The sequence below is a fragment of the Rhodococcus sp. MS13 genome (assembly GCF_013277835.1).
GTDB classification, from domain to species: Bacteria; Actinomycetota; Actinomycetes; order Mycobacteriales; family Mycobacteriaceae; genus Rhodococcus_F; species Rhodococcus_F erythropolis.
Map to the genome: position 1 here is coordinate 1 of NZ_VBTL01000003.1, position 12,661 is coordinate 12,661.

Genomic DNA, 12,661 nt, shown 5'->3' on the forward strand with positions numbered 1-12,661 from the left:
GAAGACAGTCTCCGGGATGACCCTGACCCGCAAGCTAGTCGATAGTGTCGCGATTCGAAAACTCACATTTTGAGTGCGCCTAGAGTCGGAAGCAGATGACACTTCTAGCACTTGGCGCCCTATGCATGGGAGCCACATCGATCATCGGCGGGGCCACCGGATTTGGGGCGGCGCTGATTGCCACGCCCCTCATGCTCCTCATAGGATTCCCACTTCCGCAAGTAATTGTTCTCAATCTGACCGTCGCACTGGTGACTCGGATTGCGATCGCCGTCCAGCTTCGACGAAATATCCAGTGGCGACGCGTTGGGTTGCTCGGTTTAGGCAGTGTGCCAGGCTCCTGGCTAGGCGCCGCCACGGTCACGAGCTTGCCGATGGTCTACTTCCAGCCCGCAGTCGGCATACTCGTAATGCTTTGTGGGGTAGCGATGATGCTTCCCACCAGCGGTAAGACCTACACCCCATCCACACTGACTCTCACGTTGACTGGAGGGATAAGTGGCTATTTGGGTACGACCACGTCGCTCAACGGTCCCCCACCTGCACTCTTACTCATGCGAGCTCGCCTCCCTCCTTTGACGTTCATTGCCGATCTCGCGGGCTTCTTCATCATCGCGAACACCGCAGCACTGGCGATCATGTGGATGGCAAACGCCATCACCTTGGACATGGTGTGGCCATCCCTACCAGTTCTCTTGTCGACTGCACTGGTAGGCAATTCTTGCGGTATTTGGATCGCACGCAAAATGACCAGCGAAGCATTTCGATTCGTCACGATAAGCCTAGTGATCGCGTCGGGAGCCCTTGCCGTCCTGCACAACTAAGTAACTACTGCCTGCGATATCGGGAACCTACTCGGAGAAAAAATGATCCAACCATTTCACGAAATGCACCACAGGGCATCGCCCCTGATCCTTCCCAACGCCTGGGATATACCCTCAGCATTAGCATTCCTCGACGCGGGTTTCGAAGCGATTGGAACCACGAGTTTCGGTGTGGCCTCGACCCAGGGCGCCCCCGATGGCTTGCGAGCGACACGCGCCGCCAACATTGCTCTCGCTCGGGATCTGGCGCACTTACCGTGCCACATCAGTATCGACATCGAGGACGGATACACAGAGGATCTTGATGACGTCGCCGACTACGTAGCCGAACTCGGTGTCGCTGGAATTAACATCGAAGACAGCACCGCCGGCAAACTGGTCGAGCCCAATCTACTGGCCGCGAAGGTAGCAGCAATCAAACGGAAGTGCCCCCGAGTATTTGTCAATGCTCGCGTCGACACCTACTGGGTCGGCCAAGAAGCCAATATCGAGACGACCATCCGACGCGCCGAGCAGTACGTTGCTGCCGGCGCGGACGGGATCTTCGTCCCTGGCGCCACCGATTCAACGGTACTTCGAGACATTGCCACGGCTGTCACAGCTCCGCTGAATATTCTTCCTGTACCGGGACTTTCCCTAACCGAGCTCGCCACCATCGGCATCCGCCGAGTGAGCACTGGATCACTGCCATACCGGGCAGCAGTTACTGCCGCAGTTTCCGCTGCGGAGGCCGTACGAAGCGGATTCCCTGCACCCGATGCGATTTCGTACAAAAACATGCAGGAACGCCTTATCCGACATGTTCGATCGAAGGGCCCGCATTAGAACCGTCCGGGTAGATATGACCTCACGAGTAGGTATGTGTTGAGGTGATTTGACCGCTGTCGATCGCTGCAGGGATGGCCAGACTTAGGTGATCTCACCGCAGTCCACAACCGAGGAGGCGGAGACCGTGATCGGAGATTTGGAACAATGTGGAGTCGCAATTTGGTCGGTACGCGGCGACTGATCCAAGCGGGAGGCTGTGTGCTGTTAATGGGCGCACGGACCGCGGTACCCGTTGCTTTCGCCGCTGGTTCGGCGGATGCACAGGTGCTAGATGTTCCCGGCGTCGACAGTGCGGGGAGCCAGCTCGCCCCAGACTTGTGGGCGGGACTTCTGGCGGGGATCAAACCGTTCATTACACCGGCGCCACTTCCGGCAAATACTGCCGCCCGGGAAGAGTCTCCCATTGTCGGGCTCGCAGTTGAAGAGGCGCCGACTCCAGCAGCCTCGCATGGCGAACAAGCGCTTGCCGCCGCTGAGTCCAAGCTGGGCGTTCCATACGCCTGGGGTGCGACCGGTCCGGACTCCTTTGATTGTTCCGGGTTGACACAGTGGGCATACCGCCAAGCGGGAGTCGAGATTCCGCGCACTACATATGCACAATCAGCAGGGAGTATCCCGGTGGAAGAGGCACGTCTGCAGCCGGGGGACTTGGTGCTGTTCTATGGCGGTGAGCATGTTGGAATCTATGCGGGAAACGGTGAGGTAGTTCATGCACCGACCTCGGGGCAGTTAGTGAAACGAGCTCCAATCGATTCGATGCCGTTTTATGCCGCACGCCGGTACTGACCGATTTTTTAGGCGATTCGATGACTGGTCAGACGAGTTTGTACGTCCTCCATTGCGAGTGGTGCAGTGTGAGGTTGCCACCGCACACTCGACTCTGTTCTGAGTGCGGGGAGATCCAACTCGTTGCCGAACCGTGCTGCGGTGGAGGCACGATCGTCTCCTGGCGGACGGTATTAGTTCCGGGATGCCAAGAGCGTTGGCTGTTCTCGGCGACGCTGGCAATCGTCGAGTTGGATGAAGGCCCATGGCTTTGTGCACTCATCGATGGCGATTTGCCAGCAGCGCTCAGTCAAACTGTGCGCGTTAGGTTTCAACATACGGTGCCAGGGGAGCGGTACCCAATATTCAGTGTCTGCGCCGGCGAAGACCGAATGATGCCGATCGCTGTGTACACCGCCAATGGCACACCTTCAAAAGCCTCTTGATTCGGATACCTATGAGGGAGGGACTGTTGAAGGGCCGGCAAGAACTGTTAGTGATTCTCGGTGTCATGTACCTGCTCGATTCATCTTCTCGGCACTGCGACTGTCTGTCAGAACAAATTCAGGACAGCTCCGTTAGTAGAGGATCATGATGAAGGCAGGCGCTACTTACAGTCCGGAACAGATCCGAGCCCTGCTCTATCAGTGTGACCAGCTCAAGCGAACTGGCTCGATCAGTGCCCACCAACACAGTGTGATTAGTTTCGCCGTCCAGTGGGCCCCGTACGGCGGTACCGATTCATCCGAGATCTTTCCGAGATTCGGTGTCTGCCGGGGGCGATACCTATCATTGGTGGCGGAGGCCCTGCTCCCTTCTCCCCGCGATGACGCGCACTCTCGGGGCGTCAAGGTTCGCTTGGCAACCGTGCTGGTACATGCTTGGGTGCCAGGGTCCCGACGGCGTGGATCGGTTTGAGGCTTTATCATTTCCCAGCGATCAATGATGGCAGGGGTAACCGTGGGTGTCACCGATGCCGGCGGAACCAACCTCGTAGAGATCGACATGCTCGTGACCGCCGACGCCATCGCGGAAGTGCCGGCCACCACTTGAACGGGGCAATTACGGACACGCGAAAAGGGCCGGTGAGCAATGCGCTCACCGGCCCTACGCGTACGAACTCGACCTATGTCACCAGTCCTGGAGGATGTAGATGTTGTTGTCCCAGATCGCAGGATCGGTGAGCGAGAAGGAGATCTCACCTCGGTGGGACGCCGTTTCCTCGACCAACTGATCGATGCTGGCGTAGACGTACTGGCCGTCGCCCTTGTAGATCGAGCCTTCGCCGAGGGCGATGCTCCAGTAGTCGTTCGGAACAACCTCGAGGAAATCCGCGGCATTGGTGTCGGCAATGAATTGAGTTTCGTTCGGATCGAATCGAATGCCGACATACCCGTTGCCGGAGTACGGGGTTGCGGCAGAGGCTGCACCCGCGCCGAGGAGGGCGACAGCGCCGGCTGCGACTGGGACCAGCAGCGCAGCTACGGCCATACGTGAACGGGACATGGAAACCTCCTGTGACGCGAAGGCTGCATCGGCCGCAACCCACTTTGATGTAACTGACGGTATCGCAAAAGTCGGTAACCGAACATTTGCGACAGCATGACGTCGGTCACGTCAGTGGTAGCGCGAAAGGCTCGCAATCTGGGCGTTCATACTTTATGACTAGGCGAAACAAGGCTGATTGCCCGTAAGTGTGGATGCGGAAACGGTCCGCTTGCCGCTTTCAGTTCCATATGAGTAAATGCCTGGCACTCAACCCGGTCGGTCGGATCACCTACTGCATCCGCCTGCCCGGCGGCCCGGCCACCTGCGGTGTCCCCCGAAGAGAACTCCGCTTCGCTCCGTTCTGGAAAAGCGTCTTATTTGTTTCTCCTTCTGGCCTTCCGATTTTGACCGGCGGTGACCTGCGCGCAACCGCTGACTCCGCTTCCTCCGGCCTTCGGCTCGAAAGACTTTTTCAACCCGCACTCGCAGGCTCGCAGAAAAACTCTTCCGCTCACCAGTTGCACTCCGGCCCCCTAATGCCGGTCCAACTCTCCTATGCCAGAAGGCGAAAAAAATTGGCGGGGCACGGGATTCGTCCCCAGTCACGAACGAAAGGTCACCGATGAGCGACGACTACAACGCAGCAACCAACCACTACGCCGGACTGACTTGCGGGTGCGGGGACTACTCCTGCCCTCGCATGCACAACGACGCCGCACAGTGCGTCAACGCCGAGTAGACGACAGCCAACCCGCCCACCCCGAAACAAAGGAAAACCACGTGAGCACCGAAACCGACACCCTTGCACCCGCGCTCGTCGCCGTTGTCGAGGCGACCGCAGCCCTTGATGCAGCGATGTTCGACCGCAGCCGCGAAGGGTTCATCGACGTCACCGCCCTGGTCGACGCCTTCGCAGCCGCCCGCGCCGCAGCCCGCGACGCCGGACACACCGAGGAGGACATCGACGCCGCCGCCACCCCCACCAACTAACCACCCACCCATCCGTCACACGCAAGGACGCGCAGCATGACCGACCACAACCGCCCGACCGAAGGAGAAAACGATGTACGGCCACGACCTGCACAACATCTGCGAGAAAGCAGATGCCTGGGCGAAGTTGTTCGAGACAGCCGAGTATCGGGGCAGCGTCGTCGAGCACAACTGCTGTTCGGAAATCGACGCGTTCGTGGAGCTGCTCATCGCGCTCGACTACCACGGCCACGCCTCCGACCTGATGGACGCACACATCGAGGCCGATAGCTGCCGAGACCGTCACCCCACGGCCGATCAAGTGATCTTGGAACCGGCCACCGCTTGAGATCGAAAAACCTACGGAAACAACACAACACCGGGCAGCTGTTACCTGCCCGGTGTCGTGTCCCGAAGTCTACGAGAGGAATCGCGATGACCGCAACACACACCGCCGCAGCGATCGAGGTCGCGCAGCTGCACCCCGACGCCCTCGACATCGGCGAGAACGTCCGCGACAGCGTCGATCTGGCGCAGACCCCCGACTTTGTCGAATCCATCCGCGAAAACGGAGTACTCGAAGCGATCAGCGCCGTCCGGACCGCAGACGGAACGATCGTCGTCCGCGACGGCCAGCGCCGCACCCTCGCCGCCCGCGAAACCGGCCTGACCAGCATCCCCGTCGTGATCTACCCCGACAACGCAGGCAGCGACAAGGCCCGCACCATCGACCGGATCGGCAAGCAGATCACCGCCAACCGGCACCGCGAAGGGCTGACCGCAGCGCAGCACACCCGAGGAGTTGCGCAGATGCTCGAATTCGGTGCATCCATCACGAAGGTCTCCAAGACCCTCGCGATGAACAAAAAGGACGTGAAAGCCCAAGTAGCGGTAGGAAAAGCCGAGGCAGCCCGCACCGCCCTCGACGCCGGACAGCTCGACCTCGAGCAAGCCGCAGTAGTGGCCGAGTTCGAGGAAACCGGAGACACCGAAGCCGTCGAAAAGCTCTTGAAGACGGGACCGTACAACTTCACCTACACCGCCCAGCGCATCCGGGACCAGCGAGCCGAGGAAGCAGCGTATGCACTGATCGCCGCCCCGTATGCAGAGAAGGGATTCACCATTCTCGCGGCTGCACCGGATCACAGGTCCGCGCTGACCCCGGCAGATCTGCTGACCGCAGACGGCGGCGAGGTCACACAGGAGTTGATCGACGCCGCGCCGCAGTTCTGGTCCGCGGTTTTGGCCTACGCGGACGTGCTGTGCGACACCGCGACCGGAAACCCGGTGGACGAGGACGATATCGATTGGGACACCGCCGAGGACGACGACGCAGTTCCCGCCGAAGGACTCAGGCACGCCAACAGTGCGGAGTGGCGCGAAGAGTGGACGGCAGAGTACTTCTGCCACGACCACAAGGGCGCAGGGTTGGCACTCACGCCGGTCATGGAAGCAGTCCACAGCACCACCGCCGCAGACGAAGAGACGGCCGAGGCCGCACTCACCGACGAGGAACGCGCCGCCGAGGCTGCACGCCGCCAGCGCGAGCGGGAAGCGAAGGACAAGCAGGAACGGCGACGTGTACGCGAGTTGAACAAGCAGGCCGAGTCCGCGACCACCGTTCGGCGCGAGTTTCTGCGCACAACCTTGCTGGCTCGTAAGACCCCGCCGGGGGCGGCAGCGGCCTACGTCGCAACGACGATCGCGCAAGACCCGCACTTGCTGACCGAGCACAAGGCCGGGGAAGTCCTGGCAGAGCTGATGGGCTTGCCGAGTGTCTACCCAGGCAAGGACATCGCAGCGCTGGCAGCGAAAGCAACCGAAGCCCGTGCCCAGGTTCTCACCCTCGCGCTGGTGCTCGCCGCGCAAGAGTCCCGCATGGTCAAAGACGCATGGCGATCCAAGCCGCGCAACGCCGACCGGTACCTCAGTTTCCTGATGGGACAGGGCTACACCCTCGCAGCCGTTGAGGAAATCATCACCGGACAGCTCACCATCGACGAGGTCGCGATCGACTGACCCGATGAAGCGGCGATCCCCGACCCGAAAGGGTTGGGGATCGTCCGCCCTTCCGCCCCGCACCTTCCGCCCCCGGCCGGCGGTCAGAGCCACCGGCGGACCGGAAGGGCGGAAGGCGGACACCACCACAGACACGCAAGAAATCACCCGGCCGCCAGCCACGACCCACGATAAAAGCGCAAGGAAAAGGAACCGACCTGCCCCGGTGTGAACATTCTTCTATCCCGACACTCGCGCATCAAGGCCGCTCCGGAAATGATATCCACACGCGCCACTCGCACGCTCAAGCAACGGCGCTACGATATTTTTTCCTACGCTCACCTTGACCCACTCCCGACGAGACCAGAATATCGGCACATACCGGGGGAGGGGGAGAAAATGCAGGTAGAACGCATGAAAGTAGCTGCGTATGTCACGGTTCGGCATTAGAGAAAGAATGCGGAAATGATTGAATATGTCATTAGCGAAAGCGGAAACTAATCGAAGAAATGCCCGCGAAAGTATTGGTTTATATTGCATTGTTCGATAGGATGAAATCAATAAAGAATCACCGACGAGGGGGAATGAAAATGGCGATCACCGTATATACCAAGCCCGCATGTGTGCAATGCAATGCCACGTACCGCGCACTCGACAAAGCGGGAATCGAATACGACGTCATCGACATCACCGAAAACGCACAGGCCCGCGATTACGTCATGAGCCTCGGATACCTGCAAGCCCCCGTCGTCGTCGCAGGAGAAAACCACTGGAGCGGATTCCGCCCCGACGAAATCAAGAAGCTCACCCCGGCCGCCTAACCACGCACTTTCGCCAGCGAAACGAGGACCACGATGACCGCAGCAGCATTCACCTTCACCCCCGACGCAGACTTCGTCGACCGCGCACTCGACGCCGAGCTCCGCCGCGACAGCGAATCCGTCGACCGCAAACTCCGCACCATGCTCGCCGCCCTAGACGACTCCCTCGCCGGAATCAGTGACGCACGCGAAGAACTGCACACCCTCTACACCGCCCCCGACACGGAAATCGCCGAAGGCGTTGCCGCCCATGACCAGGACATCGCCACTCACCTCGCCGAGGCTGCCCGCAACCTCCGCGCGGCCGCCGAGATCCTGCGCAGCCACCGGCAACTCACCTCACCGCGACCCTGACCTCCCATGCCCACCGGCGACAGCAAGGACCCCGACGTGACACTCTCACTGGCCACCGTCCCCGACTTCGACGACCTCACCGACAACGAAGCCGAGATCGACGAATACAGCACCGCCCTCGACGTCGAAGCTCAACTCCTGTGCTCGCTGCTCTGGGCGCCGGCCGAAAGTGCGAAACGTGCCGTCACAGCCTTGACCAGCGCAGACTTCTACCGGCCCGTGAACGCGGCACTGTTCACCGCCATCGAGGAGCTAGTCACCGCCGGCAAACCTCACAACAGTGCCCACGTCTTCACCACCTTGCAGCAAGAAGGACGCACCAGCGGACACCTCGGGAAACAACTCACCAAAGCACTCACCGACATCACCACCATCGGCGTCCCCTCCGCCGAACTCGAGCACAATATCGCCGCCGTTCTCACCCAGGCCTACCGGCGCGGATTCCGCGAAGCAGCACGATCCCTCGCCCAAGCCGCCGAAGAACTCCCCGAAGACCAACTGTTCGAGCACCTGCTCAGCATCGGCCGCGAACGCCGAGCCGCCTCCCAACGCCTCGCCGTCATCCGCGAAGGCAGGCCATGACCGACACCCAGTCGCAGTCGAAACACTGTGCCAGGTCAACACATTTCATCGCCAACATCGCCCTCGGGATCCTCTACCTGGCGCTCGCAGTATTCGTCCTGACCGTCGCCGTCACCGGCACCACCGACGGCCCCGTCCTCGCGGTACTCGCCGGAACAGGGTTGGCCGCGTTGGCATTTCACTACTTCATCGCGGCTCGCACACTCCGCCACACACCCTCAGTGAAAGGTGAACACCAGTGATGAACGACGACGAACACGACGCCTGGCAACTGCACGACCACGGAGCCAGCTGGGAAGACATCGGCATCGAAATGGGATGCAGCCCCACCGCCGCGCAAACCCTCGCCGCCGCCTACGAGAAACGCACCGACAGCGCTGCAGCCCTCACCCAAAACGCCCTGTTCTGACCGGTCGAGACCGCAATCCCTGTCGGACCTACACGGCACACTCACCGGAAAACGCAGGAGGGAACGCTCATGAACAAGGAGATCACCAACATCCTTGCCCCAGTCGCAGGAGTAGGTGCCGTGGCAGCAGGTGCCGGATTCGTTCTCGGAACACTGATCGGCTGGCTGTTGGTTCCCGACGCAATGAGACCGTGGCAATTCGGCATGATCTTCGCGTTGGTTTCTTTGTTGCTGGTTCTCCTGTGCGCCGCCCCTTACGTATGGCGCCGGTACAGCGGGCAAAGCTAGCAGCGCACTCTTCGGCGCTCGACCACTACGAACCACACCCGAATCACCCACGAGAAGGAGGACAACCGCATGGCTATCGCCGCGATCATCGCCGTAGCAGCACTCTTGATCTGGGGATTCGGATCAATCATCGCCCGACTTGCAGGAGCGATCGCAGTCTTCGAAGGTCTGCTCCGCATCGGCTTCACCGGAAGCACACCCACCGCCTACGCCATCCTCACCGCCGGCCTCGCAATCTGGATGACCGGACACTGGATCTGGGCGTTCAAACACAAAGCCTGGCGCACCCGACTGGCGCTGACCGCCTACAGCCTCCCCGGAATCCACCACCTCGCGCCGATCCCCACCAACCGCACCACCAAACAGGCGCAGCGCACCGCTGTATGGCCGAACAATCACACGGAGATGAACCGATGAGCGAGCAGACCCAAACAACACTCAAAGGCGCCATCAATCAGATCGCTCCTGTCATCGACCTCGGCGAACTACTCGGCCGCCAACGCACGTTGAACACGCCGACGAACGTCGCGGACGCGCAGACATCCTTCACCGCCCACCTCGTCGAAGATGTGATGGGCGGCGCACTCACCGGCGAGGAAAATCGGATCCTCCTTACCGGGATCGAATCGACCCACAGCAAAAGCCCCCGGCCGTGAACATTCTCGAATTCGAGATGAACGAACTCTCGATTTCCTCACGTACAAAAGAGATCTCGCTCCGAAATGTAATTTCATTCCGGAGCGAGATCTAGGCCGATCTGCCAGTGCAACGGCGCGGAGGTTGTCCTCAGCGGGTAGGGGTTGGTGTCACTGTGGTCGTAGGTGGAATCGAGGATGGAACATCGTGGCCACCGTCGGGTTCAGAGTTCACTGGGGGGAGATCCTCGCCGGCGTCCGGAACCTTCCCCTCTGCAATGGCGTCACGCATGTGAGCGACTCCCGCAGGTTCTTCCTGCGGAGCACCGCGCGATCTGCTGTTGTTTTCGAGAACTGACACCTCGTCATCGGTGATCAGTTGGTGCCCCGAATGCGGCACGACGGTGTACCACCCCTCCGACGGTAGATAGCCGGTCGCGAACAGGTAAGACTGACCGACTGTCACCATCTCGTCGTCGTCCAAAAGGACCATCGTTCCGTCCGGTTGCAAACCGCCCTGCTGGTTCACCGTGATGTCTCCACTGACATCGCCCTTCAACACTCCGCCGTCAGCGATGCGAACAAGGAATTGGGTTTCGGGAAACTTGCTCAACGCTTTGGTTCCCGTTTGCTCGATCACCGTACCGACGAATATGGCGTCGGACGCCCCTGCCAACAGCGCCGGATCGGTGATGTCGAATGACCAGCTGGCATCTGAAGACGACATCTCTGGAGCAGCTGAAGGAAAGGAAGTTGGAGTGGCTCCAGGGTCTGACGAACACGCGGATATGGTCAAGGCCGCGAGAGCCATGGCCGAGAATAGGAGACGCTTTCTGTTTCTAATTGGCTTCATCTCAATACCCCCACCGTGAATGGTACGCTTCGCTGTCCATGTTTTGCGGTAAAAATACTGAACTATTGCTGCGCGGGTCCATCAATTGAGACTGGCAATTATGTTCGAAACCCAACGCGTGCCCCATCTCATGGGCCATCACATTTCGCGCATTCGCCGCAGAAACAATTGTCCCTGTGTTCATCTGTAGTGTATCGACGCCGAGGGGATCCCAGTGGTGCAGCCCAGCCCATTTCAGATCCGGGCGATTGGTATCGGATATTTCCAACGAGATATAGGACGGATTCAGCGGATCGTTCGGCTTAATTTTGATCGGACCTTGGTTTGCCCACGCTGCTATGGCCTGATCAATCTGGGTGGTATAGCTACTTGTCGATACGAAATTGATCGAGCCGGCCACGACGGAATCCTTTCCTGCGGGCATAGTCGGAGTCCGTCGACCTGAGGTCAAGTACTTTCCGTTCGAAAAGTTTTGTCCAGAAGCGCCATAGAGTTCCCACGCATTGTCCGAGTCCGACTGGTTCTGGCACAGATACTCGTCGCTGGTCGGGAACCCGTAGTTCCCGGTCTCCCACCCTTGTGCTCCCCACTGGTTCCGGATGTCTCCCCATGTCGCGTAGGCCGATGTGGCACCAAACTTGTAGGTGATTCCGCCGCCTTGGAAGTTGTTGTATCGGCCCCCGACCGCAGGGAGCTCGCGCGTGACCGGATAACCCAAGCGACCACGTTCGTCGTTTCGCTTCTCTGAGAGCGTCGGGCCGTTCTCATATTCTTTATAGTTTCTCGGGGGAAGTGTCAGGTACTTGTTCAGAATGAGACCGCCGACCTGACGCCCCTTGTTCATATCAACATTCGGGCTCCACAGAATCCGGTTTCCGTAACCGAATTCCTGCCAGCGCCCCTCACCGTTGACTCCCGCAAGAAGTTCATCGCTCGTCGGTTCACCGATGCTGGACTGATTCTGCGCGTTGAGGAAATCAAGAAATTCCCGTTCGATGGAACCAAACACCCAGTGGCCATTTCGGAACTGATCGGCGTTTGCAACGCCGGGAGTTGAAGCGATGAGGCCGGCCAGCCCAGCCGCGATGACTACCGTACGGGCCAGATTTCTCACCTTTCGGAAATCTCGTCCAGTTTTTCTTCGACGCCGTGAGAACCTTGAAATTTCGCGCACGTGCCCTCCTGTCGAAATCATGAATCGATCAGAACGAGTCGACGCTAACCGACCGAAGGCGACTTCAAACCAAACGGATGGTCACATTTTAGCGACAAATCAGACTGGTCCGTATCTACCGTGAGGGAGAACGTACGCTGTGCACATGAATCCATCCGGGGGTGTAGGACGAGGTTTCTTCAATGCCTCCTCCTTCGTGCTGGCTATTGGCATACTTGGATTGATCGTCAGTTTCGGTGCGACCTCACGGTGGGGGTTCCCAGCCTCTGCGTCAGAGCTCTGCCGAGCAAGTTTGTATGCAAGCGGCACACTTGAAGAAGCGGGGTGGGCATGGATCCCATTTCCCGTAGCCTCTTGCAAGACAGTGGATTTCGATACATCCGCGAATTTCTTCGCACTCGGATGGGGTAACTCGATCACAGCAGCGGTATCGCTTGCAGTCATTGTTGCGGCCATGAAGGTCAAGCTGAGCCGCGGGCCTGAATCGAAACGACCTCAGTAAGGGGTTCACCCCATCTGTCAGGAGCGGCACCGCTGGCGACGTAGCGCTTAGTGGTTTCCGGGTGCTTTCCAGCGCAACGCCGATCACCAACTTCGATCCGAGGCATGACCGGAAACGATCGATTCTCGGGCCCACGGGCAAAAGCTGGATAGCCTGCTGGATATGAGGCCA

General features: G+C 59.6%; 17 protein-coding genes. 14 read left to right on the plus strand and 3 right to left on the minus strand.

Translation table 11 applies throughout. The annotated features are described in order from the left end of the window. Positions 1–125 precede the first annotated feature (125 nt). The 3 genes from FEZ59_RS05710 to FEZ59_RS05720 all read left to right on the plus strand — a co-directional run bounded on the left by FEZ59_RS05710 (position 126) and on the right by FEZ59_RS05720 (position 2,438). The gene (locus tag FEZ59_RS05710; protein WP_242459732.1) at positions 126–824 is read left to right on the plus strand and encodes a sulfite exporter TauE/SafE family protein; all 699 of its coding nucleotides are present in this window, start codon (positions 126–128) and stop codon (positions 822–824) included. 42 nt (positions 825–866) lie between these two features. Next, complete coding sequence (locus FEZ59_RS05715; RefSeq protein WP_172932382.1) at positions 867–1,649, plus strand: isocitrate lyase/phosphoenolpyruvate mutase family protein; 783 nt, start codon at positions 867–869, stop codon at positions 1,647–1,649. Between the two features lie 210 nt (positions 1,650–1,859). After that, positions 1,860–2,438, plus strand: a complete 579-nt coding sequence (locus FEZ59_RS05720; protein WP_172932383.1) for a C40 family peptidase — start codon at positions 1,860–1,862, stop codon at positions 2,436–2,438. A gap of 1,110 nt (positions 2,439–3,548) precedes the next feature. Here FEZ59_RS05720 and FEZ59_RS05725 read toward each other — a convergent pair. Then, positions 3,549–3,923, minus strand: a complete 375-nt coding sequence (locus FEZ59_RS05725; protein WP_172932384.1) for a hypothetical protein — start codon at positions 3,921–3,923, stop codon at positions 3,549–3,551. A 762-nt stretch (positions 3,924–4,685) separates the two neighbouring features. Here FEZ59_RS05725 and FEZ59_RS05730 point away from each other — a divergent pair. The 11 genes from FEZ59_RS05730 to FEZ59_RS05780 all read left to right on the plus strand — a co-directional run bounded on the left by FEZ59_RS05730 (position 4,686) and on the right by FEZ59_RS05780 (position 9,982). Beyond that, on the plus strand, positions 4,686–4,895 hold the full coding sequence (locus tag FEZ59_RS05730) for a hypothetical protein (RefSeq protein ID WP_007734790.1): 210 nt from the start codon (positions 4,686–4,688) through the stop codon (positions 4,893–4,895). 73 nt (positions 4,896–4,968) lie between these two features. Then, complete coding sequence (locus FEZ59_RS05735; RefSeq protein ID WP_172932385.1) at positions 4,969–5,223, plus strand: hypothetical protein; 255 nt, start codon at positions 4,969–4,971, stop codon at positions 5,221–5,223. Positions 5,224–5,309: 86 nt separating this feature from the next. Continuing rightward, on the plus strand, positions 5,310–6,893 hold the full coding sequence (locus FEZ59_RS05740; RefSeq protein WP_172932386.1) for a ParB N-terminal domain-containing protein: 1,584 nt from the start codon (positions 5,310–5,312) through the stop codon (positions 6,891–6,893). A gap of 569 nt (positions 6,894–7,462) precedes the next feature. Continuing rightward, positions 7,463–7,693: a glutaredoxin-like protein NrdH gene (nrdH, locus tag FEZ59_RS05745; protein WP_125052846.1), complete on the plus strand. Its 231-nt coding sequence runs from the start codon at positions 7,463–7,465 to the stop codon at positions 7,691–7,693. A 33-nt stretch (positions 7,694–7,726) separates the two neighbouring features. Next, positions 7,727–8,047: a hypothetical protein gene (locus FEZ59_RS05750; RefSeq protein WP_172932387.1), complete on the plus strand. Its 321-nt coding sequence runs from the start codon at positions 7,727–7,729 to the stop codon at positions 8,045–8,047. 6 nt (positions 8,048–8,053) lie between these two features. Further along, positions 8,054–8,629, plus strand: a complete 576-nt coding sequence (locus FEZ59_RS05755; protein ID WP_172932388.1) for a DnaB-like helicase N-terminal domain-containing protein — start codon at positions 8,054–8,056, stop codon at positions 8,627–8,629. Continuing rightward, on the plus strand, positions 8,626–8,871 hold the full coding sequence (locus tag FEZ59_RS05760; protein WP_172932389.1) for a hypothetical protein: 246 nt from the start codon (positions 8,626–8,628) through the stop codon (positions 8,869–8,871). Before FEZ59_RS05755 ends, FEZ59_RS05760 begins: the two co-directional genes overlap by 4 nt. After that, the gene (locus FEZ59_RS05765) at positions 8,871–9,038 is read left to right on the plus strand and encodes a hypothetical protein (protein WP_166502855.1); all 168 of its coding nucleotides are present in this window, start codon (positions 8,871–8,873) and stop codon (positions 9,036–9,038) included. Before FEZ59_RS05760 ends, FEZ59_RS05765 begins: the two co-directional genes overlap by 1 nt. A gap of 69 nt (positions 9,039–9,107) precedes the next feature. Continuing rightward, complete coding sequence (locus tag FEZ59_RS05770) at positions 9,108–9,326, plus strand: hypothetical protein (RefSeq protein WP_172932390.1); 219 nt, start codon at positions 9,108–9,110, stop codon at positions 9,324–9,326. 69 nt (positions 9,327–9,395) lie between these two features. Beyond that, positions 9,396–9,743: a hypothetical protein gene (locus tag FEZ59_RS05775; protein ID WP_030537346.1), complete on the plus strand. Its 348-nt coding sequence runs from the start codon at positions 9,396–9,398 to the stop codon at positions 9,741–9,743. Beyond that, positions 9,740–9,982 carry a hypothetical protein gene (locus FEZ59_RS05780; protein ID WP_030537347.1) on the plus strand — a complete coding sequence of 81 codons (243 nt, stop codon included), beginning with the start codon at positions 9,740–9,742 and terminating at the stop codon, positions 9,980–9,982. Before FEZ59_RS05775 ends, FEZ59_RS05780 begins: the two co-directional genes overlap by 4 nt. A gap of 130 nt (positions 9,983–10,112) precedes the next feature. Here the strand turns inward: FEZ59_RS05780 and FEZ59_RS05785 are convergent, their stop codons facing one another. Together FEZ59_RS05785 and FEZ59_RS05790 are read right to left on the minus strand one after the other, a co-directional pair. Then, a complete protein-coding gene (locus FEZ59_RS05785) occupies positions 10,113–10,688 on the minus strand; it encodes a hypothetical protein (protein WP_172932391.1) in 576 nt (191 codons plus the stop codon). A gap of 127 nt (positions 10,689–10,815) precedes the next feature. Next, positions 10,816–11,988 carry a matrixin family metalloprotease gene (locus FEZ59_RS05790; protein ID WP_172932392.1) on the minus strand — a complete coding sequence of 391 codons (1,173 nt, stop codon included), beginning with the start codon at positions 11,986–11,988 and terminating at the stop codon, positions 10,816–10,818. Positions 11,989–12,661 lie beyond the last annotated feature (673 nt).

Coding starts and splice junctions, on each gene's coding strand:
- FEZ59_RS05710 (WP_242459732.1), top strand. CDS start 126: ATGGGAGCCACATCGATCATCGGCGGGGCCACCGGATTTGGGGCGGCG.
- FEZ59_RS05715 (WP_172932382.1), top strand. CDS start 867: ATGATCCAACCATTTCACGAAATGCACCACAGGGCATCGCCCCTGATC.
- FEZ59_RS05720 (WP_172932383.1), top strand. CDS start 1,860: ATGGGCGCACGGACCGCGGTACCCGTTGCTTTCGCCGCTGGTTCGGCG.
- FEZ59_RS05725 (WP_172932384.1), bottom strand. CDS start 3,923: ATGTCCCGTTCACGTATGGCCGTAGCTGCGCTGCTGGTCCCAGTCGCA.
- FEZ59_RS05735 (WP_172932385.1), top strand. CDS start 4,969: ATGTACGGCCACGACCTGCACAACATCTGCGAGAAAGCAGATGCCTGG.
- FEZ59_RS05740 (WP_172932386.1), top strand. CDS start 5,310: ATGACCGCAACACACACCGCCGCAGCGATCGAGGTCGCGCAGCTGCAC.
- nrdH (WP_125052846.1), top strand. CDS start 7,463: ATGGCGATCACCGTATATACCAAGCCCGCATGTGTGCAATGCAATGCC.
- FEZ59_RS05750 (WP_172932387.1), top strand. CDS start 7,727: ATGACCGCAGCAGCATTCACCTTCACCCCCGACGCAGACTTCGTCGAC.
- FEZ59_RS05755 (WP_172932388.1), top strand. CDS start 8,054: ATGCCCACCGGCGACAGCAAGGACCCCGACGTGACACTCTCACTGGCC.
- FEZ59_RS05760 (WP_172932389.1), top strand. CDS start 8,626: ATGACCGACACCCAGTCGCAGTCGAAACACTGTGCCAGGTCAACACAT.
- FEZ59_RS05765 (WP_166502855.1), top strand. CDS start 8,871: ATGAACGACGACGAACACGACGCCTGGCAACTGCACGACCACGGAGCC.
- FEZ59_RS05770 (WP_172932390.1), top strand. CDS start 9,108: ATGAACAAGGAGATCACCAACATCCTTGCCCCAGTCGCAGGAGTAGGT.
- FEZ59_RS05775 (WP_030537346.1), top strand. CDS start 9,396: ATGGCTATCGCCGCGATCATCGCCGTAGCAGCACTCTTGATCTGGGGA.
- FEZ59_RS05780 (WP_030537347.1), top strand. CDS start 9,740: ATGAGCGAGCAGACCCAAACAACACTCAAAGGCGCCATCAATCAGATC.
- FEZ59_RS05785 (WP_172932391.1), bottom strand. CDS start 10,688: ATGTCGTCTTCAGATGCCAGCTGGTCATTCGACATCACCGATCCGGCG.